The sequence below is a fragment of the Prochlorococcus marinus str. MIT 9401 genome (assembly GCF_000760095.1).
Classification (GTDB): Bacteria; Cyanobacteriota; Cyanobacteriia; order PCC-6307; family Cyanobiaceae; genus Prochlorococcus_A; species Prochlorococcus_A marinus_I.
Map to the genome: position 1 here is coordinate 19,196 of NZ_JNAR01000015.1, position 20,972 is coordinate 40,167.

Annotated in this window: 33 protein-coding genes; 12 read left to right on the top strand and 21 right to left on the bottom strand. The window is 32.0% G+C overall.

What is annotated here, in order from left to right; translation table 11 throughout:
* Positions 1 to 240 precede the first annotated feature (240 nt).
* From EV01_RS03710 to EV01_RS03700, 3 genes are read left to right on the top strand one after another with little or no spacing between them, the layout of a single operon-like run.
* Positions 241 to 519, top strand: a complete 279-nt coding sequence (locus EV01_RS03710) for a hypothetical protein (RefSeq protein WP_032518573.1) — start codon at positions 241 to 243, stop codon at positions 517 to 519.
* On the top strand, positions 516 to 1,541 hold the full coding sequence (locus EV01_RS03705) for a hypothetical protein (protein ID WP_050496411.1): 1,026 nt from the start codon (positions 516 to 518) through the stop codon (positions 1,539 to 1,541). Before EV01_RS03710 ends, EV01_RS03705 begins: the two co-directional genes overlap by 4 nt.
* Positions 1,534 to 2,748: a VapE domain-containing protein gene (locus EV01_RS03700; RefSeq protein WP_032518572.1), complete on the top strand. Its 1,215-nt coding sequence runs from the start codon at positions 1,534 to 1,536 to the stop codon at positions 2,746 to 2,748. Before EV01_RS03705 ends, EV01_RS03700 begins: the two co-directional genes overlap by 8 nt.
* Before the next feature lie 346 nt (positions 2,749 to 3,094).
* Here the strand turns inward: EV01_RS03700 and EV01_RS09510 are convergent, their stop codons facing one another.
* From EV01_RS09510 to EV01_RS0108990, 10 genes are all read right to left on the bottom strand, one after another.
* Positions 3,095 to 3,322: a hypothetical protein gene (locus tag EV01_RS09510; protein WP_152556877.1), complete on the bottom strand. Its 228-nt coding sequence runs from the start codon at positions 3,320 to 3,322 to the stop codon at positions 3,095 to 3,097.
* 115 nt (positions 3,323 to 3,437) lie between these two features.
* The gene (locus EV01_RS03695) at positions 3,438 to 3,650 is read right to left on the bottom strand and encodes a hypothetical protein (protein ID WP_032518570.1); all 213 of its coding nucleotides are present in this window, start codon (positions 3,648 to 3,650) and stop codon (positions 3,438 to 3,440) included.
* Entirely contained in the window at positions 3,647 to 3,991 is a 345-nt protein-coding gene (locus EV01_RS03690) for a hypothetical protein (RefSeq protein WP_032518569.1), read from the bottom strand. The genes EV01_RS03695 and EV01_RS03690 overlap by 4 nt, the downstream gene beginning before the upstream one ends.
* Positions 3,992 to 3,993: 2 nt before the next feature.
* On the bottom strand, positions 3,994 to 4,392 hold the full coding sequence (locus tag EV01_RS03685; RefSeq protein WP_019478688.1) for a hypothetical protein: 399 nt from the start codon (positions 4,390 to 4,392) through the stop codon (positions 3,994 to 3,996).
* Between the two features lie 248 nt (positions 4,393 to 4,640).
* Positions 4,641 to 4,889 carry a DUF1651 domain-containing protein gene (locus EV01_RS03680; RefSeq protein WP_032518568.1) on the bottom strand — a complete coding sequence of 83 codons (249 nt, stop codon included), beginning with the start codon at positions 4,887 to 4,889 and terminating at the stop codon, positions 4,641 to 4,643.
* Positions 4,890 to 4,966: 77 nt separating this feature from the next.
* A complete protein-coding gene (locus tag EV01_RS03675) occupies positions 4,967 to 5,323 on the bottom strand; it encodes a hypothetical protein (RefSeq protein WP_032518567.1) in 357 nt (118 codons plus the stop codon).
* A gap of 7 nt (positions 5,324 to 5,330) precedes the next feature.
* A complete protein-coding gene (locus EV01_RS03670; RefSeq protein WP_032518566.1) occupies positions 5,331 to 5,510 on the bottom strand; it encodes a hypothetical protein in 180 nt (59 codons plus the stop codon).
* A complete protein-coding gene (locus EV01_RS03665; protein ID WP_050496412.1) occupies positions 5,507 to 6,745 on the bottom strand; it encodes a hypothetical protein in 1,239 nt (412 codons plus the stop codon). Before EV01_RS03665 ends, EV01_RS03670 begins: the two co-directional genes overlap by 4 nt.
* Before the next feature lie 326 nt (positions 6,746 to 7,071).
* Complete coding sequence (locus tag EV01_RS03660) at positions 7,072 to 7,392, bottom strand: hypothetical protein (RefSeq protein ID WP_050496413.1); 321 nt, start codon at positions 7,390 to 7,392, stop codon at positions 7,072 to 7,074.
* Between the two features lie 529 nt (positions 7,393 to 7,921).
* Positions 7,922 to 8,716 (bottom strand): tetratricopeptide repeat protein, encoded by a 795-nt coding sequence (locus tag EV01_RS0108990; RefSeq protein WP_050496414.1) that lies wholly within the window; start codon positions 8,714 to 8,716, stop codon positions 7,922 to 7,924.
* Between the two features lie 157 nt (positions 8,717 to 8,873).
* On the opposite strand from EV01_RS0108990, the gene EV01_RS03655 reads away from it, so the two are divergent.
* Positions 8,874 to 9,389, top strand: coding sequence for a DUF4282 domain-containing protein (locus EV01_RS03655; RefSeq protein WP_032518429.1), 516 nt, complete (start codon positions 8,874 to 8,876; stop codon positions 9,387 to 9,389).
* A 442-nt stretch (positions 9,390 to 9,831) separates the two neighbouring features.
* Here the strand turns inward: EV01_RS03655 and EV01_RS03650 are convergent, their stop codons facing one another.
* The 5 genes from EV01_RS03650 to psbF all read right to left on the bottom strand — a co-directional run bounded on the left by EV01_RS03650 (position 9,832) and on the right by psbF (position 13,105).
* Complete coding sequence (locus EV01_RS03650) at positions 9,832 to 10,515, bottom strand: hypothetical protein (protein ID WP_152556878.1); 684 nt, start codon at positions 10,513 to 10,515, stop codon at positions 9,832 to 9,834.
* Positions 10,516 to 11,016: 501 nt separating this feature from the next.
* Positions 11,017 to 11,232 carry a hypothetical protein gene (locus tag EV01_RS03645; RefSeq protein ID WP_032518427.1) on the bottom strand — a complete coding sequence of 72 codons (216 nt, stop codon included), beginning with the start codon at positions 11,230 to 11,232 and terminating at the stop codon, positions 11,017 to 11,019.
* A gap of 365 nt (positions 11,233 to 11,597) precedes the next feature.
* Complete coding sequence (locus EV01_RS03640) at positions 11,598 to 12,011, bottom strand: hypothetical protein (protein WP_032518426.1); 414 nt, start codon at positions 12,009 to 12,011, stop codon at positions 11,598 to 11,600.
* 599 nt (positions 12,012 to 12,610) lie between these two features.
* The gene (locus EV01_RS03635; RefSeq protein ID WP_032518424.1) at positions 12,611 to 12,796 is read right to left on the bottom strand and encodes a hypothetical protein; all 186 of its coding nucleotides are present in this window, start codon (positions 12,794 to 12,796) and stop codon (positions 12,611 to 12,613) included.
* A gap of 12 nt (positions 12,797 to 12,808) precedes the next feature.
* Positions 12,809 to 13,105, bottom strand: coding sequence for a cytochrome b559 subunit beta, long form (gene psbF / locus EV01_RS03630; protein ID WP_032518423.1), 297 nt, complete (start codon positions 13,103 to 13,105; stop codon positions 12,809 to 12,811).
* A 222-nt stretch (positions 13,106 to 13,327) separates the two neighbouring features.
* Between psbF and EV01_RS03625 the strand changes: the two genes are divergently transcribed.
* The gene (locus tag EV01_RS03625; RefSeq protein ID WP_032518422.1) at positions 13,328 to 13,696 is read left to right on the top strand and encodes a hypothetical protein; all 369 of its coding nucleotides are present in this window, start codon (positions 13,328 to 13,330) and stop codon (positions 13,694 to 13,696) included.
* Positions 13,697 to 14,264: 568 nt separating this feature from the next.
* Here the strand turns inward: EV01_RS03625 and EV01_RS03620 are convergent.
* Positions 14,265 to 14,777 carry a 2'-5' RNA ligase family protein gene (locus EV01_RS03620; protein WP_032518421.1) on the bottom strand — a complete coding sequence of 171 codons (513 nt, stop codon included), beginning with the start codon at positions 14,775 to 14,777 and terminating at the stop codon, positions 14,265 to 14,267.
* 263 nt (positions 14,778 to 15,040) lie between these two features.
* Here EV01_RS03620 and EV01_RS10020 point away from each other — a divergent pair, with 263 nt between their 5' ends.
* Both EV01_RS10020 and EV01_RS10025 read left to right on the top strand, forming a co-directional pair.
* Positions 15,041 to 15,169 (top strand): hypothetical protein, encoded by a 129-nt coding sequence (locus EV01_RS10020; protein ID WP_275040839.1) that lies wholly within the window; start codon positions 15,041 to 15,043, stop codon positions 15,167 to 15,169.
* Positions 15,162 to 15,296 (top strand): hypothetical protein, encoded by a 135-nt coding sequence (locus tag EV01_RS10025; protein ID WP_275040838.1) that lies wholly within the window; start codon positions 15,162 to 15,164, stop codon positions 15,294 to 15,296. The genes EV01_RS10020 and EV01_RS10025 overlap by 8 nt, the downstream gene beginning before the upstream one ends.
* 212 nt (positions 15,297 to 15,508) lie before the next feature.
* Here the strand turns inward: EV01_RS10025 and EV01_RS09375 are convergent, their stop codons facing one another.
* Positions 15,509 to 15,685 carry a DUF3721 domain-containing protein gene (locus EV01_RS09375; protein WP_072013481.1) on the bottom strand — a complete coding sequence of 59 codons (177 nt, stop codon included), beginning with the start codon at positions 15,683 to 15,685 and terminating at the stop codon, positions 15,509 to 15,511.
* Positions 15,686 to 15,847: 162 nt separating this feature from the next.
* Here EV01_RS09375 and EV01_RS03615 point away from each other — a divergent pair, with 162 nt between their 5' ends.
* The gene (locus EV01_RS03615; protein WP_032518420.1) at positions 15,848 to 16,153 is read left to right on the top strand and encodes a DUF3764 family protein; all 306 of its coding nucleotides are present in this window, start codon (positions 15,848 to 15,850) and stop codon (positions 16,151 to 16,153) included.
* Between the two features lie 46 nt (positions 16,154 to 16,199).
* On the opposite strand, the gene EV01_RS03610 is transcribed toward EV01_RS03615, so the two are convergent.
* Positions 16,200 to 16,895, bottom strand: a complete 696-nt coding sequence (locus EV01_RS03610) for a hypothetical protein (protein ID WP_032518419.1) — start codon at positions 16,893 to 16,895, stop codon at positions 16,200 to 16,202.
* Positions 16,896 to 17,089: 194 nt separating this feature from the next.
* Between EV01_RS03610 and EV01_RS09780 the strand changes: the two genes are divergently transcribed.
* Positions 17,090 to 17,344 carry a high light inducible protein gene (locus EV01_RS09780; RefSeq protein ID WP_032518418.1) on the top strand — a complete coding sequence of 85 codons (255 nt, stop codon included), beginning with the start codon at positions 17,090 to 17,092 and terminating at the stop codon, positions 17,342 to 17,344.
* A 591-nt stretch (positions 17,345 to 17,935) separates the two neighbouring features.
* Here the strand turns inward: EV01_RS09780 and rluF are convergent.
* Complete coding sequence (rluF, locus tag EV01_RS03600; protein ID WP_032518417.1) at positions 17,936 to 18,658, bottom strand: 23S rRNA pseudouridine(2604) synthase RluF; 723 nt, start codon at positions 18,656 to 18,658, stop codon at positions 17,936 to 17,938.
* Positions 18,659 to 18,744: 86 nt separating this feature from the next.
* Positions 18,745 to 19,383 (bottom strand): SOS response-associated peptidase, encoded by a 639-nt coding sequence (locus EV01_RS03595; protein ID WP_032518416.1) that lies wholly within the window; start codon positions 19,381 to 19,383, stop codon positions 18,745 to 18,747.
* 185 nt (positions 19,384 to 19,568) lie between these two features.
* Here EV01_RS03595 and EV01_RS09785 point away from each other — a divergent pair, with 185 nt between their 5' ends.
* The 3 genes from EV01_RS09785 to EV01_RS09790 all read left to right on the top strand — a co-directional run bounded on the left by EV01_RS09785 (position 19,569) and on the right by EV01_RS09790 (position 20,328).
* Positions 19,569 to 19,715: a hypothetical protein gene (locus tag EV01_RS09785; RefSeq protein ID WP_193741438.1), complete on the top strand. Its 147-nt coding sequence runs from the start codon at positions 19,569 to 19,571 to the stop codon at positions 19,713 to 19,715.
* Positions 19,716 to 19,966: 251 nt separating this feature from the next.
* Positions 19,967 to 20,152: a hypothetical protein gene (locus EV01_RS09380; RefSeq protein ID WP_072013480.1), complete on the top strand. Its 186-nt coding sequence runs from the start codon at positions 19,967 to 19,969 to the stop codon at positions 20,150 to 20,152.
* Positions 20,153 to 20,163: 11 nt separating this feature from the next.
* Complete coding sequence (locus tag EV01_RS09790) at positions 20,164 to 20,328, top strand: hypothetical protein (RefSeq protein WP_193741437.1); 165 nt, start codon at positions 20,164 to 20,166, stop codon at positions 20,326 to 20,328.
* A gap of 290 nt (positions 20,329 to 20,618) precedes the next feature.
* Here the strand turns inward: EV01_RS09790 and EV01_RS03590 are convergent, their stop codons facing one another.
* Positions 20,619 to 20,930: a DUF3303 domain-containing protein gene (locus EV01_RS03590; protein WP_011818695.1), complete on the bottom strand. Its 312-nt coding sequence runs from the start codon at positions 20,928 to 20,930 to the stop codon at positions 20,619 to 20,621.
* Positions 20,931 to 20,972: the final 42 nt, after the last annotated feature.

Consider the following 20,972-nt stretch of genomic DNA (forward strand, 5'->3'; position numbering starts at 1 on the left):
TTTTATTGTTCTTAGTGCTTGCTTAGTGGTCATGTAGGAAAAGGATTCTTCTGCCCTTTTCTGAAAGAAATCATTTGATTCTCAGGAGTCATTAATCACATTCCCCAGAAATGGGGTTGCTTGTCGTCAAACTATTCACGCTAATTCCTAAAAAAATTAGAAGTTTGCAGGGCGTGCGCTAGAGGGAAAAAGTGAATCACATTCAACCTTTTGGGTTTGCTGTAATTTCACTTCTTGGCCATGTCAGATTTATTTGGACGTTTTGCAACGACTCGGCAAATTGAGCCGTTAATTGGGATAAAAGAAAAAACTTTATATCGACTTAGATTAAATGGTGTATTAGTAAAGGGTAAACATTACCGATTAAAAAATCCTTTAAATCCTAAATCTCATATTCTTTATGACGTTGAGGCGGTCATTGCAGAATTAACAAGAGCAGATTTAGAGGAGAGATTAATTGAAAAAGATAAATTAGAAAAAAAGCAGAAAAAAATTACTAAAAAGGAATTTGTAGCATGAAAAAACCCGCCATTGAGGGGCGGGCTAATTCACTTCGTACTGATATTCTACCCCAATTATGTTTGCTTGCTGATTCAGCCCAAGCGTTATGGATGTTGGATTTACTAGGCAAAAACGAAAGCACCGCCAGAATTAGAGCTATTGGTTTTAAAGGTTCAAAGTTACCAGTAATTAAAGGAAATTTTGCAGAATTACCAATTTTTACACAATGGAACGCCAGTAAGAGAGGAATTTATTTAGTTATTGGTAATGGCCATGATACTGATGACTCTATATATAATTGCCCTGCATTTTTTGTTGAATGGGATGATCTATCAGTAGAAATTCAGATTCAACAATGGCAAATATTAAAACTACCAAAACCCACTTTCCAACTTAAAACTAGCGGGAAATCGGTTCACTCATATTGGGTAACAAATGAGCCTGTAGCAAAGGAAAAATGGCAGCCAATCCAAACACGCTTAATAGATTATTGCAAGGCTGATAAGAATAATAAAAACCCTTCTAGGGTAATGCGTTTAGCAGGGTTCTACTACGTTAATAAACTTGGTGAAATTACTAATAAATCTAAAATTATTAATGTCTCCAATAGACGTTATTCTTTAACAGAATTTGTTGGTTATCTACCAGAACCAGTTAAGCCAACACCAAAGCCAATAGCTAAAACTATTGCTCCAGAACTAACAACTAATAGAACTCTTATTGATATAGAGAAGGCATTAAATTGCATACCCCAAAGAGTTGAAGGGTCTAATACTTATGACAAATACAGGAACATTGCTTGGGGTCTTAAAAAAGCTGTAGTTGCTGTTGGTCATAGTGAAGAAACTGCATTAACACTATTAGAGAATCATTCTCCTAGTAGTAGCTGCGGTTGGAATATTCCTCAGATATTAAGAAGTGGAGGAGAGAGTATTGGTGAAGGCACATTTTGGTATTGGGCAATGGAAGCGGGATATAAACCTAAAACTAATAAACCATCTAAAGACTTTTGTTCAACATTAAAGGGGTTCTATGAATAAACTCACTCAAATAATTATGGCCTATGAATCTGGTTGGAAGGCTGTTAGTAGAAATGGTGATGTTAAACAAGTAACCTCAAAACTTTATGTTGGGCAATGGTCGGCAAGGTTAAAACAAGACTTGGGGAGTCGGCTTAAATTTAATGATCTAACTATGTTGGCTGAAATAGATGGCCAACCAATCAAAGGGGATGAAATAAAAAACGTATATATAGACCTTTGTGAGAGAGGTTGGGAAATTAGTGATACTGATGCAAGGAATGGATTTATTAGGGCTGCTAAACACAATAGATATAACCCGCTTCAAGAGTATTTATTAAGGATAGAAAGTGACCCTAATGTTGTAGCTGCTGACATTGATAAATTATCCACTAATTACTTAAAAACAGAGAAAAAGTTATATGACTCAATGCTTGCAGCTTGTTTAATTGGTGATGTTAATAGAGCCTTTGAACGTGGCTGTCAAATGGATTATTTACTAACACTAAAGGGCGAGCAAGGTATTGGGAAAAGTACGTTCTGGCGTACATTGGCGGGTGATTGGTTCTGTGATAGTTACCAAGAAAGTGATAAGGATTTAAGGTTGGCTATTGGTACTTGTTGGATGTTTGAAATACAAGAATTGGAGACAATGACTACTAGAAAAGTTGCGGGCAAAGTTAAGGCATTAATAACAACTAGAGAAGATGTTTTTAGACCTCCATACGGAATACTTACTGAGAAATTTCCCAGAGGTTCAATATTTGTTGGTTCTGTTAATAGTGATGATTTTCTCAGGGATGATACTGGCTCAAGGCGGTACTGGATTATAGAAGTTGAATCAAGAATAGATATTGAAAAAGTTAGAAGTGATAGGGATGCTATTTGGAAAGCTGCTGTAATAGCTTGGCGTTCTGGAAGAAAACCTGACTTAGAACGTAAGGAGTTAGAAGAGTCAGAACAACTTAATAAAGGCTATGAGTCAGAACATCCTTTTCAAATGCCATTAATGGATTGGTTGGATTCACCAAAGGGGCAAAGTGAATTTACTGCACATACAGCACTAATTGAATCTGGTATTAGAACTCAAGAGAAAGTAACTAATCAAGATTTAAGGCAATGCCATATAGCTCTTAGAAGAATTGGCTATGAACCTGATAAAAACCAGACAAGAGTTGGAAAAAGTAGATTCAGATTATGGAGAAAGACTCAGACGACTCACTCATAATTTTTCTTCTGTGACACTCACACTCTCTCCCTTACAGTCGGTTTCACCATTTGTCTCATTAACTCAGTTAATTTTTTATATAAAGAGAGAAAATATTTTTTTCTATATATATAGTAATTTTTTAAAAGTGCCGAGACAAAACACTAAAAACCACAATGCGGAACTGTCGGCTAGGCAGAGTATCAGGACAGTTTGGGTGAGACTATGAGACTTGGTTATGTACTCAACTAAGGTTTTAGCTAGTGAGACAACAAGTGAGACAACTTTTTATAAATTTGGACAGAAAATAATTTTTGGACACGCCCCTAATCTCAATAGTTTTATAAGTCTTAGTGAGATTGGCATATTATCCTTTGTAATTCCCATGATAAGGATTTTTCTTTTGGGGTCGATCTTTCAAAGTCATTTCCCACAATAGGCGATATGCACCGACTGCACTAGCATACTGGCCATTTTGCTCAGCTAAAAATCCTAGACGTTGGACTCGGTTCAGCATCCAACCCATAACCTCCTTATTATCTGCTGTTTCCCATGCCTTTATTAGTTCTTTGTCAGCCCAACTCAAGTCCGACATAGCACTCCTTCGGCTGAGATCGTAGTTGCTGACTAGATAGTCTATTAAATCACCCCTACTCCGCCCATTTTTCATCTGTTGGAGAGCATCCATACGCCTTCTTTTACGTTCAGCCCTAGAAGTTGTTGCCATGTTGTAGCTCCATTTGATCTTCAGCTTCCCAAAGATAATTTTCCCAAATATCTCTATAAGTCCAAACAAAACAGGTTGCAAATAGTTCTACTGTTAGTGGGTTAGCTGCCATTAATAAATCATCATTAGCAATAATTGAAATAGCATCTGCCATAGCTTGAACCTCCTTAGAAATAGTTGGTTTATCAGTAATCATTCAGAACTAATAAGACTAGTTAAGTTGGTTTTTTTCTCCTCAAGTTCAGTTAATTTTTCCGATAGATAAGTATTATTTAGTTGCCTTCTAGTTGCTTCGATTGTTAATTCAAGTTGGTTTAAATGTTCTTGTATTTGTTTGGCATAAAAAGGGTCATTAGCTTTACTTTTTAAATCTTTCCAAGCCCAATCTCTAAAGCCTGTGGGCATACCCCCTGACAGGTTGCCCGCTTTAACATCATCATCACGCATTTCACAAAGTTTATTAAAAATGGTTCTGTAATGATCGGCCTGACAATGTAAATATCCAAAAGCGGGATGAAGTTTGCTAAATCTTGCCATTATTAATACCTCCTATGATCTACACCATGAGTTTGATTCCAGAGGATTCTTTTCTCTCTAGCTAATTTTTCTTGTTGGTTTAATTCTTTTAGTTTTTCTGTCTTTTCCTTAAAGGCATTTAGGTATGCTTCCCTCTCCTCCATTTCTTTATTTTTTTTACGCCAATAATCTAAGTCCAGACCTAAGAAAGCTGCTAATGGTTTATCACCTCTAACTATTAGAGATTGAACTGTTAGCCCAAAATCTTTTCCTTTATAAGATTGGCCATATTGTCTCTTTGGTAAATATTGTTTAGACATTCCAGGCACTTTTAAAATTCTTTCTTCAAGTTGCCTTGCAGTCTCCTCATTCTTTTCATAATCGAAGTGGGTTTTATCAATAAGTTCGTTTAAATCAGCCATTAAGAAACCTCCTTAATTAATCTTCTGGACTGTGGTGAAGAAAGACTATTTAAATTAGCCAATAGTAGGCAGTTATAGTCTTGACTTTTTAAGCCTAATTCTCTTTTTAATTTGGTCTTAATTAAAGTCACTAAATAATATTTAATTACTGAAATTATACAATAAAAATATAAATTAAGCTATTATTAAAATGTGGCAACACAATAGGTAACTACTAGGGAGTTGAGGGGTGCAGCCTTGACTCTCTTTTAATTTGACCAAACTTCCTCAGTTCTTCTCCAACCTTGCGAAATTAGTTTTTTCCATATCTCTCTAGCTTCTTCTAATTTAAATTCTTCTCGCCTTTGGAGTAATGGTGGCTCTTTGCCAAAAACGCCAACTATTTTTCCAGAGTCAACAAAAACATATTTATTAAATTGATCTTCACTAGCTCTATTCTCAGTAAACCTTCTAACTTCTGATCTATTGGAATTAATAAGCCAATATCCTCTAGCCATTATTAAATAAGCAATAAAAAAACAATAATTGATCCAATACTAAAAATTAAGCTCCACTCTTGGGATCTAATTTTCATTTAAAAAACTTGATTTTTCTTCCATTCTTGAAACCACTTCCACATTAACTTAGATTTTTCTTTTTCAGTCCTTTCCTCTGGTGGCCATTGATGAGGAACTAGCCCACCTAATGCAGCAATATTTCTTGGAGTATCTTTCCAGAATCCCGCATCACAATTTCTACAGCCCCAAGTTCTATCAATAGGCATATCTGGAATACAGCCAATTAAATAAATATTCTTATTATTAAAATCTTCTGGACTTGGATAACCTAAAACAGCTTTTCTCACTTCCTTCTTTTTGCATCTGGGGCAAATAGTTGGTTTTCTATCAGTAATAAACCAATCTTCTCTTTCTGGTATTGGGTTGCATTTCATATTGAAACTAATCCATTCGAGTTAATAAATAATTCCAATCAACAGTTCCACCATCTTTCTTTGCAGCTTGATCTTCTTCTCTTAATGCCTTACGAGCTATTTGTAATTCTTTAGGATATTTTTTATCGTTTGCCTCGTCTGGGTCAGAGGTGTAATTAATAATATTGTCTTTAGTCCAGATGTTCATTTTTTACCTCCTAATAATTGAGACATTGCATTAGCAAATGCAGCTTTGTTAGTTTTCTTGGTTGCCTTTTGGTAGGCTTCTTCGTGGGTTCTTTGTTCGTGACCCATTGATGCAGCAAGTGAACCAACATTAATATTTCTGGATGTACCTCTAACGCTATAACTATGTCGGAGACTATATAAACCAAAGTTTTCTCCTCTAGCTTTAACTATATTTTCAAGACTTACCCAAGCAACAACACTTCTAAGCAAGTCTCTAAGAACACCCGCAGCTCCTCCACTAGTTCCATGTAATGAGGGTAATTTAATATCTTTGAGTTGCCATCTTGAAATCATGTTCCATTCTTGAACATTTCCATCATCATCAATCAAAGGTAACTCATAAATTACTCTTGGTTTAGTCATACCTTTACTACTTTTCTTTTGATAACTACAGAACCAGTAAGGCTCACCATTTTCATCTTTTTTAACGTCTAAATGTAATAGCTCTACAGGTCTTAATCCAAGTAAAGAAATTAATTTAAGTGCATCTTTCAGCATTTCTCCACCATCAAAATTATTTATTAAATTGATAATTTCTTGATCGCTTACAGCGTGTTTCTTCTGGCTTTGCCAATTAGATGGTTTCTTACCAACGTGTTCTTTTTTATCAGTTTTAGGAAGCCAACTTGCAGGGAAATCCTCTCTCTTAAAGCAATACTCTAAGAAGGCAAATAATGAATTAACTTTTATCTGTCTTGATCGGCTGCCCGCTTCAAAATTAATAATGCACTTATCAATTAATTTTGCAGGGTCGTTTGGTGGTCTATTAGAAGTTAATAATTTAACAGCATCAGTTAAAACTGGTTCATAATCTTTTTTCCAAGTCTTAGGACTAATTGCATTATCAAATTTTGTTTTATAGATTTCAAAGTTATTTTTTGCTTCCTCCCAATTTAATTTTTCTACTAATTTTGGTGCATCACTTTCAGCTAATTTTGCAGCCTGTTTTAATGTATGCTCTCCATCTACCATTAAGGCACGAATATTTCTAACCCTTGCATAACCTTTACCAATTTGATCTTCTGACCACTTAAAAGGTAAAACTATCTCTTGAAATGGTTTATTTGGTTCTCTAATAACTAATGAAATTTTGTCGCTTTTTGATGCTTTTCTAATCGTCCAACCTTTGCCAAGTTTTCTTACTTGCTTCCTAGTAGTAGTTTCCCAATCCTTTTTGTTACTAATAACTGGCAACTAATTTTCCCTCAAATTTCCCTCAAATTCTACCAAACTAGTCCGAATTAGTCCACACTCTAAACCCTAAAAGTGTTGATATAGCTATAAGTCTCAATTATAGTCTTAATCTTGCGGGTGCTTTGGGAGCACTAAGTAGCAGGTTCGAATCCTGTCGCCCCGACTCTTAAAAACCAAGTTATACTAGCGAGTTTCCAGACTCGCTTTTTTATTGCCTGTCAGTCTCATAAGCCAAAAGGGATCTGTAGGGGGATCTAGAATCTTCGAAGATTCTAAAAAGGTGCTTGATTTATAGCAGCAGTGCAAGTAGTAAGCGTTTCATTGTTTTATCTCTTTTCTAATCTTTTTTGTCCTTCTTTTCTGGCGTTTTCGATTCCTTTTTTTGCAAGTATTGGCGTGGCCACTAATCCAATTAATGTTCCAGATTTTTCTAACTTCTTCTCATCATAATTTGGATTTACTATCGCAACAATAACTCCATAGGTAAATCCAATCGCAAAATTACCCAAAAAAACGAACAATAATGGTGTAGTAGTTCTGCGGGTAATGGCATAATATGGCCCTACAAAAGGTACTACATGAGCTATTGCATAACCCCATCCAACATCTTTTTGCCTGTTTTGAAATCCTTCTAATTTAGTTGTCATAAGTATTTAATTGATTTCCAGAGTTTATCTAATTAGCTAATTCCTATTTATTTTAGATCGAATGTCAATTATTTCTATTTATCATCAACAAAAAAAGGTACTCGGTCGCAAGGGGGATCTGTAGGGGGATCTAGAATCTATAAAGACCTTATATAATCTTAGAAGATATCCCTATATTGAATCTCAACCTAGTTCCACCTTCTACAAATAATTAAGACTATAACTAGGATTTTAAGTAAATCTTACTTGATAGATCGAGTCCTTTGGGAGCACTAGGTCGCAGGTTCGAATCCTGTCGCCCCGACTCTTAAAAACCAAGTTATACTAGCGAGTTTCCCAGACTCTTTTTTTTACTGCCAACTATAAGAAAAATAAGACTTAGCGATTATATAGCGATTATTTGCTATACCTTGCATAACCTTGCTGTCTTAATCGCTGGACATAATTAGGGGTAGCTCCTAAATATAGAAGTCTTTTTACACCCCTAATTCAAAAATTTTTAAATTCTCTTCGTTTAGCTTTAGAAAGTTTAGAAGAATTTAAAACTAGAACTACAGTTTTCTTTTATCCATTTTTCATTCTCTACGCTTTTATAACCAAGAGACTTTGCTTTTCTAGCATCTGTACAAGCACCTTTAATATCTCCAATTTCTGTTTTTGATATACTGCGAGCTAAGAAGGCATCACTATATTTCTTATTAATTAGTATGGCTTTACTGTAATCAGAAATGGCCTCGTAGTACTTACTCAAATTGTGCTTTTCAAGACCTCTGTTATAAAAAGCATTACCATTGTTTGGATTCAATTTAATGACTTCTGTATAGTCAGCAATTGATCCATATGAATTCCTAATCTTGCTCTTACTCCAGGCACGACCAAAATATGCATCCTCATATGAGGGATTTATATTCAATAATTGAGTGTAGTCTGCAATAGATCCATAGTAATTTCCTAATTTACTTTTGCTCAAACCAAGACCATAAAGGGCTTTCTCAAATGATGGATCAATATTTACAGCCATTTGATAATCCAAAATTGCTCCAGAGTGGTCATTAATCCGAGCTTTTGCCCAGCCGCGATTGTAGTATGCATCTACATTATTTGGATTTAATTCAATGGCAGATGTGTAATCATAAATTGATCCAAAGTAATCACCTTTCTCCCCTTTTTCAAAGCCTTTGTCAAAATATGTCTGAAAATCATTCGCATAAACTGCAGAGTAAGGAGAGCTAAAAAATGTAAAACCTGCAGTTATTGTTATTGGTTGGATTAGTGGAACTAACGATATTAATCTTCTAGTTGTTCTTTGAAACTTTTTGATCATCTTGCAAATATAGTTAGATTCAATCTTATAAAAATTGCATATTATCCACGTGAAACATAACAATTCCGAAACCTATAATTTTGGAAAAACTTCATTTTCAAAGACTAAATTGACGAGATGGTAAGATAAATTTTCAAACTAAATATCAAAAAATTGAATGACTGATAAAAAGAGTATTTCATCAGCTTTAGCTAAAAGAGATAAAAAAGAGAAATATATTATTTATTTCGTTGGTGCGGCAGTATTACTATTTGTGCTTGTAGGACTTAAAGAGATTAGCCAGTCAAACCCTTATTTATCTGCTCCTGCTTGGTTTGGATTTTTAGGTGGAATTTTTACACTTTGGAGATTTTGTAAAAAACAAACAGAAAATCCATTTGCATCTATTTTTAGAACATTAAAAGATGATTATGCCTTTGATAGATACATAACATTGCAATTGTTCAATATTTTCTATGCTATTGGTCAAGGTCTAGGCGTAGGAGCTGGATTTGGATTCTTCGTAGATTGGATTCATGCTTTGATATCTAATTCATACTTAAAAGGTGTTTACTTCTCAGGCTTCGTTGTTAGTCTTCTTTCCGTAGTAATTTTAAGAGTAACGATAGAAGTCTATTCAATAATTTATAAAGCAGCTATAGAATTCAGAGACTATATGAAAGCAAAAAAATAACATTCTTTTAATAAGCACTAGGTTGCAGCTTAGCGATTATTTAGCGATTAAATGCTTATCTTTGCAATACCATGATGCATTATCATTATGAGACTTAAACAAATCCCTGCAATACAAACTCATAAGCTATAGCCTTACTTGTTTCTTATGGGCATTGTCGCAAATTGCGTACTGGGTGCTTTGGGAGCACTAGGTCGCAGGTTCGAATCCTGTCGCCCCGACCATTTAAACCCAATTCATACTAGCGAGTCTCCTAACTCGCTTTTTTATTTCTCATTTGTCTTAAAATCTCTGCGGGCGAGGAATGGGCGAGGGTTTGTATTAGCTTTGGACAACTTTGGAAGGTACGTCGCCCGCTTTAACTACCATTTTGGCTCAGTAACTTGCCACCCTGCAGTAATTAATTATTTATAGCAATTAATCTAAAAATTAATGATTTGAATTATAAACCTCTAATCCTTAACACATATTTAATTGCGTTCTTAACATATTCTGGATCGTCCGTTTCCCATAACTTAGGGAACTTTTTTTTGAACTTTTCATCATCAAGTATCGATCTTTCTCCTGCCACATCGGCAATAGTTAATAACTCGTCATAAGCCTTTTCAAGATTTATGTGTCTGTAGGCATTCTGTACAGAATCAGAAGTCCATTTACCCGATAAAACAATTTGATCGTCATCATAGCAATGGAAGCTTTTCATAGATATAAGTATTGGTTTCATATCATTCCAACTAAAATATTCTGAATACACTTTCTGAAAGTTCTCAAAAGCTCTGAAATTTTGATCTTCTTGAATAATCTCTTCTTGAATAATCTCTTCTTGAATAATCTCTTCTTGAATACTCTCTTCTTGAATACTCTCTTCTTTGTTATTTGTATTTAAGGTCAATGTAGTAAAAAATTCACTGAATCTTTCAGCAGCCGCAAGTTTTAGTAATCCAATTTTTTCTGATAGAAATTTATCATCATCCTTATATTTTCGAACAGTAATTAAAGTTTCCCATGAACCAGGACCATTAATTCTAAATTTTGTACCACTACTTGGTGCTAGGCTACAATCTGATTTTTTCTCAGCAAATAAAGATCGAGTATTTAATGGTAAAAGCAAAACTAATCCGACCATTATTGAAATCTTGAATAAGCTTAAATATTTATTTGAATATTTATAGAATTTCAAAACCATGTTCTAATATTAATCTTTACTTTAATGGAAATACTTTAAAAATAATCTTCTACAAAGAATCATTCATTAGATTTAAATTTTTTGTTTAGATTAATTTTCTAGTTCTTTAAGAGCACTAAGTCGCAGGTGGGCGTCAAACGGGCGAGGATTTGTATATTTATAAAAGAATTTATTGAATGCTTAAGTTAATTTTTTACTTTGTCTTTGGCTTTAACTCAACTTATATGGTAGTAGTTCAATTAGTATCAAAAATTAGTAGATTTAAAATCATCTTAGTATCAAATCAACTACCTTCTTAAAACAAGAACCCCCTCCAGAAATTCCAACTACTGAAAGGGTTATTAAATCGACTCGCAAACTATATTGAATCAATCTATGTCTTGCAGCAAACGTAGAGTATGCTCACGAGGTTTGGCCTCATTTAATTTATAGCAAAAAATTTCAAACTCCCGCTACTTTTTTTTTCTCTAGTCTTTTTTTTAGGATTGAATAATTTTGTATAGCCCATTTTCGAGAAATATCTAATTCAAGATCTAACTTTTCTCTAAGTAATTTGCCAATTTTAAATACTTCTACGAAGCCTAGATAAATTATTACAAGCACCTTAATTATATTTATTGCTGAAGTTATTATCTTTTCAATTCTTTGATCTTGCATTTGAACTTATTAAAGCCAACTAAAATTAACAGAGTTAAGAAATTATGCAAATGCAATTAGTCATTGAGGGGGGGGGGTAGCTGTGGAGGTAGCTAGAGTATATAAAATACCTTATAAGATCTTCGAAGATGTCCCTATATTGAGTCTCAAACTCGTTCCACCCTCCACAAATAATTTAGGTTATAACTAGGCTTTTAAGGAAATGGCCTTTGATAGATCGAGTCCTTTGGGAGCACTAGGTCGCAGGTTCTAACCCTGTCGCCTCGACTCTTAAAATTCAAGTCACAGACAAGTTTCCCAGCCTGTCTTTTTTAATATCCATATTATGACCGCGATGGTTGAGGTCTAATTGTGGTCAAATATGCCTAATTGAAAGGTGAAGTGTTATTAGTAGGAGCTATTAGTAGGATTTCAAAAACAATTCCAGTCAAAGCAATAGGCAATACCCAAATACCAATAAATCTATGATCAAAAAATCTTAAATGATCTTCACCTCTGAAAACACTTCTTAAAGAAGTAAATAGGGTTTCTGGTTGTTTATAAGATGGCCCATTTACAGAAGGAGAATATGGCTTAACAAAGGCTGAAGAAGCAGAAAACTTTGCGATTTTTCTTAAAAAATAAATAGGTAAAACCCATATAGCAACGAATCTTCCACCAAGCCACTGTCTCGCATTAGGCAGAGCATACTCTTTGATAGATTTATTCTCTGGCATTCCAGATTCCAAATTATTATAAATTTTTTCTAATGTAGATTCATTACTTGATTTATTGATCATTTGATTTTCAGAAAAATTTCTTTAAAAGATGGAATAAATAAAAATATTCCTAACTACTAAAATAACTAAAACGTAGTTAGGAATATTTTCGTTGGCTAGGTTCATAAAGACGGAATCTATACCGTTGCAGATTCGCCAAATATCTACATATTCTTTATAAATAAAAAACTCTTTTTTAAAAAGTAAATAATATACATAAGAAGGAATAATATTTAATAATTTAGAGTTTTAATTAAGAATTTAATTTAATATTCATGACTATTAAAAAATATTTAAACCTCATTTTCTAAGATTGCGAAAAAAGAAAATGAGGTCAAAGGGAGGTTCTCATTACGAACCGCTTTATCAAAGCTAGCGGTTAGTAGATTGCCCTAATATCTACTTATATATTTATATAATGAGTTTTAAAATACAGGAAGATTAATTTTATACAAATAAGTGTTTAATATTTTATGTGATTGTTGCTTAGGAGAAGCTAATTAATGTACTTACTATAGTTATTGAAAGGTAAAAAAATGCATAAAGAGAAACTGCAAAAAACAAATATTGTTCTATTGGAATCATGAGAATGTATTAATTAAAAGGGTAAGTAAATTTGATTAATTTTTTGTTAAAAAGATATTCTCTAAAATATAACTTTGTTCTATTGATTCATTTTTAAGAGAAATATTTTTTGGCAAATTATTATTCGTAGAATTAAAAGCACCCCATTTTTTTAACCAAAATAAGGTATAAAAAAATGCGATTAAAAATGGTGCTCCAACAATTAAAAATCTAATGTCCATTAAAATTTCCTATTAATAAGTTTTAAACTGCATTGCCAATATTGCCCCAAGGAAGAAAACGGTTGGAATCCCTAGTGCATTGACTGCTGCAGTTCTTACAGTAAATACTGGATAACCTTCTGCTGGTCTACCAGTATCAGGAATTAATGCTGAATCTTCCCATACTTGATAATTTTTAAAAGGAGCTACTCCCTTCTTTGGCAATCCTAGTGGTGTTAATCTAAATACATCCCACCTACCTAACCAAAAGACTGTGAATATCCATGAGAATATTATTGGAGTAATAACAAGCACAATCCTAAAATCCATTTCAAAAAAGTAATTAATAAATGTGATTATTATTTTGTCTTTTTTAGTTAAATAAATGATTCGATCATTAACTTATATTTAAAGAAAAACTCCTAATAACATTGTCTCTAATCATTAGTAACATCATGAAATGATTAATTGATTTATTTCAAGTATATTTTTTTGGATTGCGATTTTTAGATATTTTTTCTGATGTAGATTTTAGTTAATTAAAAAACAAATATGGAAACCTTTAGATTCTTACTTTTTGGTTTTGCAGGAGTTAGTGTAGTTTTTTGGGTGGCAATAATAGCTTTATGGCATGCATATATGTTTCCAAGATTCTTCAATGAAGATAAAGGTTTAAATACTGTTATCAATCAAGAAATAAAAGTTTCAACAGATCCAATTTTAGGCAGTTTGGTTAACAGCAATAATTTCACAAATAGAGACAAATATTCAATGAAAAATTTGGTTATTGCAGACTTTTCACCAGCAAGTAATAATTTCAAACTAAATAAACTCTATACAACAGTAATGATTGGAGTTACTTTTGCAAGTTTTATTTTTCTCACTTATGGATTAAGTAGTTCAATAACAACTGTAAGTTAGATGGAATCTTTATATGTCATTGTTTTTATTACTTGCTTTGTTTATTTAATTTTTGACTCATTCAAAAATATAAATATGAAATAAATTACTAATGTTTTTTGCCAGCTAATAAAATTTTTCTTCTTATATAAAAAAATACTAATGTAGTTATTATCATTACAGGCGGATGAAATGATATTGAATTTAGGTATTCGAAGTAATCAAAGGATTCCAAAATTTTTACTCGTAATTTCCAAAAACTATAATCCAACTCTTTAATTTTTATTGATTTAAATAGATCAATATCTTGTATAAAATGCTATTCAAAATTTTCTTAACTAATATTTTGCGGACAAATTGTGGGCAAATATTACTTTATTTGTAACTATGAAACTCGCAGAACTAAGCAAGAAATTAGATATAGCTTGAAAACCTAGTGCAGCAATATGGCTGTTAAGTACTTTGGAAGCATTAGGTCGGGAGTTCAAAACTCCCCGCCCCGAGTGGCTTTTCAGAGCAGGTCAAAACCCACCTTGGAAAAAATTGGGGAAAAATGAAAGAAACTACTTACTTTTAAACCTAGATTGATTTAATTTAAATCAAAACTTTCTAAAATTTTCCAAAGATTAATATCCTCATCTACTTCAACCAATGCAATCTTAGACATTCTTATGGGTTGATTTAGTTCAGGTAAATTCGAGATCAATTCTTTTTTTGCTTTTATTTCATGATTTCCATAAGACAAACTAATGTGTGGAGAATAATTATTGGCCAAATCAAAATTATTTAATTCATAAATATTTCTTCTTAGTTCTTTTAGCCCTCGTGAGTTTTCAATTGAAATATAAAATGATTTAAATATTTCTTGTTTAAAGTCGTATCCACCAACATTCAATGTAATCGCAGAATTATTTTCAGCAAAATTTTTTAATTTATTTAAAAAAATATTATCAATATTTAAATAAGGCCCTGTAAGAGTTATGTGTGTCTCAAAAAATGGGCTTTTTAATTTACTTTGAACTTTAGCTTTTATTTCATCCAAAAAAAACTTCTCTACAGATGGGAATAATCCCCATAACCAATAACCTTTACTTATTCTCATTACATTAATTTAAGTAATTTTAGAACATATATATTTAAAAGTTGAAAAAAATAACTTTATTAGACCAAATTGGGAAAAATTTGTCCACGCCTAAAGTATACAGATAGTGGACAACTTCAATTCTGCTTGACGGTAATTTTCTTGCTTTTTTCATATATCTTCGTAAGTATGCGTATATAGGCACTAATTTGCTCTAAATAGGTCTATTACTGCCTTATTTGGGCTTATTTTCCTCTAAAAATGTCACATGGGGGTTGACGATTATGAAAAATTTAGACGAGATCATCAAAGAAATTAGAGAAAATGGATACAATCAAGAGCTTGTAGACAACTACATAACAGATAAAAGATTTATGAGAGAGCTTGTAGATAGGGATAAAGAATATGATTAACTTTACAATGTTTATAGAAGGTTTATTAATCCCTTTATTAGGTTTAGGAGTATTTGTTGTTTATAAAAAATCAAAGAGAAAGAAAAGAAAGTTTCATGCACCGCCCACCTATCAACTACCTAATTAGATAAAGTAGCTTTCCTTAGTTATTTATTTAAAGGTTATTATTTTTAGTAACTAACACTATTTTAAAAAAGATTAAACTTGCTATCGTTTTCTAACCAATAGTCTTTGTAATTATTTGGATGCTTTTCATTGGCCTAAATATAAATCAAATAAAAAAATTAATTATTAATTGATTTACAGTCGATCTAACATAGAGGTATAAAAGCCTCTTTTTTAATGGTTATGTTCATGCATACTGCATGGCATCCATTTATCTCCCATTTGATGAGCGCCTTCACAGTCAAATTTATAAGCTTCTTTTTCAGCCTGTTCTTTTGTATCAAATAACATTGGCATTTTCATTTCTTTTTTGACGGGTTTATTTGAACAACTTAACGAAAGAATTGACATGAAAAAAAAAGGAAGAAAAGAAATAAAGTGTTTCAAAATTTATTTATAAAACATAGGCAGCTTAGCATTAAATTTCTTTCGAAATATTTAAAAAATTGATTTCTTTACTTATATATTGATTGACAATCAAACTAAAATAAGGGGCAATAAGTTCCTTTTTTTATGTCTTGTTCAGTTACCTCCGTGTTTACTTTTAAAATTGAAAGCACTTTTGATGAATGGGCTGCAATATTTGATAGTGCAGAAGCAGATAAAAGGCATTCAGAATTTGATATTAAGCCGCTTTTCAGAGGAGTAAGCAAAGATGACCCTCAAAGAATAATTGTTATTCATCAAGCTCCAGAAGGTAATGTTCAAAAGTTTGTGGAAGCAAATGGTGAGTGGATGGCAACTCATAGAGTTGACTTATCAACAATGGAGGAATCCTCTTGGACTGCTTCATTAACAAAGGACGATTGCTGTGATTAACAAATGAAAAGACTGCTATTCCCACTAATATCGGCAATAACTTTATCTATTTATATTCAAATAAGAGCTCTTTATTAATTGAATCTTTTGTTTCATCCCAATTTTTATAGATAATTTTCCATGCTTTTACTGTTTCTTTTCCAATCTCATTAATTCTGAGACCTGTTGAACCATAACTAGAAATCATAATAAATGCCTTTCCATTTATAATTGGATAATCTGCTAAAGCATTAGCAACGGTTTTATTAACATCAAAAACACCATCGCATCCATTTACAACAACATAACTTCCATCATTTGTTAATAAGGCTAAGGAGGTGACATCATTTGAGCCTGTAGTTGATCTCCCTCCTAATCTTCCCTGAAAAATAGATTGTTCAGAGATTCTTATTTCGCTTCTGCCGAAAAATGATGCAACTCTAAAAGTTTTATTATAGTTCCTATCAAATACTGCTAATGTTTCTCCTTTAATTGGATTTTCAATTATTAAAGGTTCTGACAATGGGAATTCATCACTATCTAGCCCTTGTGTTCTCCAGTCTTCATCAATAATAAATCTTTGAATATTTGGGAATTTTCCATCTAGTTTTGTCTGTTTTATTTTTATGTATTCTTCTCTTCTTGTTGGAGTACATAAATGCAAATCATTTTCCTTCCCAAATATTTCTGGACCAGTTTCATAAGCAAACGATAAAGGAATAATTGATTGCAAAGCAATTAAAGTTAATAATTTAATTTTCATTAAGAAAAAATATTTTAGAAAATTATATACAAACTAGAATGACTTATTTTGTATAAATAAAGATGATTTAATAATTGAAATTTAATTTTTGTAAGGTGAGAAAAAAAATTTCATGATAAAAAAAGTCTGAGCTCCTCATAATCTATTTTACCTTTTTAGTTTATAGAATATTCGTATTTCAAATTTCTAAATAAATGGTTGATTTTAAATCCGAAAACATGTCAAGCCAAAGCTATTTTCCAGATAGCGATTTCTACAATCAAGACAATACCCCTGAAGAGAATACCCTTTCAGAAGGTCAAATATCTAATATTGAGGAAACTTTTGAATGGCCAAATAGCTATTGGTTTATTGCAGAAAGGACTAATGGTAGGCTTGCAATGATTGGATTTATGGCTGTGATTATTAATTACACCTTATTTGGTTGGATAGCATATCCAATTCTTTAAATGAGCAATTCAGATATTGAATAAAATTGGGTAAATAAGTCTGGTTTGCATTGGCTTCAATATGCAGCTTTATTTGTAACTTCATTTGCTATTTATTTTGATAGGGCATTTTTTAATTACGCTAACTTTAATTACTTTCTGTAAAAATATTTAAGTTCTGGAACTGCAATGGATATAACCCTTTAAGTTATTGCGTTATGCGTTGGGAAGTTGACTTACATCTTTAAAATAACTTTAGAATCTGAACCCATTTTTTTTACTACTTTGTGGCGTATTTAAAATCTTATTTAGTATTAGTTAAATTTTAGGGAATATTTTTGGAAAATCATTGGAGATACTTAAAATAATTTAGAAGAAAAAATAAATAATAACTCGATTTATAGATTCAAATCTTAGATATAGCTACTTTTGAGCTAGTGATTTAGGAGTTCTAGATCACAGGTTCAAATCCTCTCATACCGAATCTTATGAACTAATTCATCGATGATAGGTTTCTAAATTTTATTGTTTATTGGCTAATTATGACGTGATCGATTGCTGTAAGAAATTCTTCAAATGAAAAAATTTCAATCTAAAAAAATGAATTTGTAATTAGTCAAATGTTTTTGAAGAGTTTTCAAGTAATCTATTTAATTTCAAGAGTTCTTCTGTGGTAAATTCGCGATATTTTCCTGTTGGCACGTCTAATCTAATATTCATAATTCTTATACGTTTTAATGTTTTTACTTTGTACCCTAAGGAATTGCACATTCTTCTAATCTGGCGGTTAAGTCCTTGTGTAAGTATTATTTTGAATTTTTTCGGCCCTAATTGTTGTACAAAACAACTTTTAGTTATAGTATCTAATATTTTAACTCCATTACTCATGCTGTGAATAAAACCTTCACTAATAGTACGATTAACGCCCACTATATATTCTTTTTCATGGTTATTCCTAGATCTGAGTATTTTATTAACGATATCCCCATCATTAGTTAAAAAAATTAAACCCTCACTGGGCTTATCCAATCTTCCAATAGGAAAAACTCTTGTAGGATATTTAATAAAATCAATAATATTATTGGTTTCTACTTTTCTATCGGTGGTACAAACAATTCCTACAGGTTTATTAAAAGCTAAATATATGTTTTTTTGCTTAGTTGATTTTTCTATCCTTTGACCTTCCACTTCTACTTGATCACCTTCCACTACTCTGGTACCCAATTCTGAAATCTTTCCATTAATGGTTACTTTCCCTTGTTCAATTAGTTTATCTGCTGCCCTTCTTGAACAGTATCCGACTTCACTTAAATATTTATTTATTCTGGCAGACATTTTGTCAAATTAACCTTAATCTATTTTAAATTTAGTTTGCTTCGGATTAAAATCATAATAAAGTAATGCTAGTTGAATTTTCTCACTTAAAACAAACTCATTTGATCAGTTTCTTTTTTCTTTACGTCCTCTACTAGCCAACCATCAGGTGACCAACTCATCATGATTGGAAATAATCCTTTTAATTCATCTGAATCTTTAACTTGCTCTGTCCATTGTTCTTCATATCCATTGGGTACGATCACAGGCATACGGTGATGTAAAGGTTTAATTAAATCATTTGGTTCAGTTGTTAAAACACAGCAACTCTCAAGCTCTGCTCCATCTGGTGAGGTCCACTTACTCCAAATTCCTCCCAACCAAAAAGTTTCATAATTTACTTTTCGAACAAGATATTTTTTTTCAAAAAAACCACTCGCAGGTATTAGGCATCTTTTATGTTTCCAACTTCCACTAAATAATTTTTTTTCTTCTACGGTTTCTGATCTTGCATTAAATGGTCTTGGTCTCTCTTTATCAAATGGGTCTTTCGACCATGGGGAAATAAAGCCCCATGTCATAAAAGTAGTTTTAATTCTTCCTTCGTTTTTAATTACAAGCACAGGATCATTAGGTCTTATTAGATTTTGAGTCTCGTATTTAGAATCAAGTCCACTTGGATAGTCTTGTTTCAAAACCTTTGGCAACTTCTCAAATTTAGTTTTCAGCTCAAATCTTCCGCACATTGATTTTTGAAATATTTTTAAAACTCACATAAACAGCAAATTTTCCTTATTTTATATCTACTTTCAGTTTTCTCAAATAAAAAACAATTTTTGATCGTAGAAATTTTTTAATCTAAATAATTAAAAGAAAATATAGAAACTGAAAAGTTTCCTCAAATTTAAATTGAATGTTTCAAAATTGAGCTATGACAGATCCAATTCTTTATTTATCTATGTTATTGGCACTTGGAGGAGTATATGTATTAATCTCTTCCTTTCATGATGATGATGATGGTGATGATGATGGAGAAAAATATATTTATAATCTCGAAGCCACTAACTTAGCGAGATAATTAATGTGTTTGTGAATCTAAAGTTTTTGAAAGAAAGTTGTTAGCCGAAACAGGCGGCTTATGAATTTAGATTTTTACGTTAGTAGCTGAAATATTGTCTTATTTTCAAAATCATCCTAGTAATTATATTCATTTTTTAATTAAGTTGTTGGTCCTCTATCCGTATATGTTTGTGCCTTAAACCGTACTTCTTGATTAATCGGTTGATAAGCATCCCTAGTTAGAACTAAGTGGTAATAGGAATAAATTAAATGCCTTCAACACCGATAAAATCTTGTAATAAATATGTGTTGAGTTACAAAGATTCAACAAATAAAACACATGAAGTTGGTTTCTACGCTCGCGATGCATACGATTGCCTAATGCTTGCAAGAGAATTCAACTCTTACGTACATGACAATCCAGGATCTGTAATCAGAATCCAACAAAAATTTTAAGGAAATTAATTATGAATTTAAAAAGATCACCATTCGCAATTCAAGATAAAAATGCAAGAGATCTTGATAGTGCAAATGATTATCCAACAATTACAGATTTAATGAGAGAACAGAAAGTTCCACAAGAGGACTCAAATACAGTTCACCATCGTAGAGATTTAGACTCACTCGGTTAGTTTACGAGAGTGGCTATTTACTAATTTTTAAAATTAAAGTTCATGGTACATGGTATCTGCGATTTATTCATAAGATAATATTTTCTTCCTCAAGTTTTTTTTAGCTCTATTTGTATATATGCAATATCATTCTTTATTGAATTAATTGCGTCTATATACTTTTCAGTTTCAGCAAAAAACTTTTTTATTAAATTTATTGACTTTCAATTTCTTCAGAAGAAAATTTTCCCATAAAAATAGGAACCCCCTTTTATATTAAATCAACAGTCAAACACTAAAATGATTAACTATTAGTTAGAGGCTGCTGCAATTTCTTTATGGACAGAAAGAAACTCTTTATCGGTTAGAACTGGTGTAACTTCAATTTCTACACCAAAATTATCGACCCAGATACTACTCCATTTCCAAATGTTCTGATGATTTGAAGATTCAACTATTGCCCAACCATTAGCTCCCTCAGGATTTACGACTCGATTAAGAACTTTAAACCCATCAAATTCATCACCTTCGCATCCTCCTTCAACAAAACCAGCAAAAGCTTCGGCCCCTTGCATATGACTTTCTTGATCTGGGAATTGCCAATGTACTATGTAAGTTTGCATGAATAAAATTATTTTTTTAATTATTAATTATCGAATTTAAAA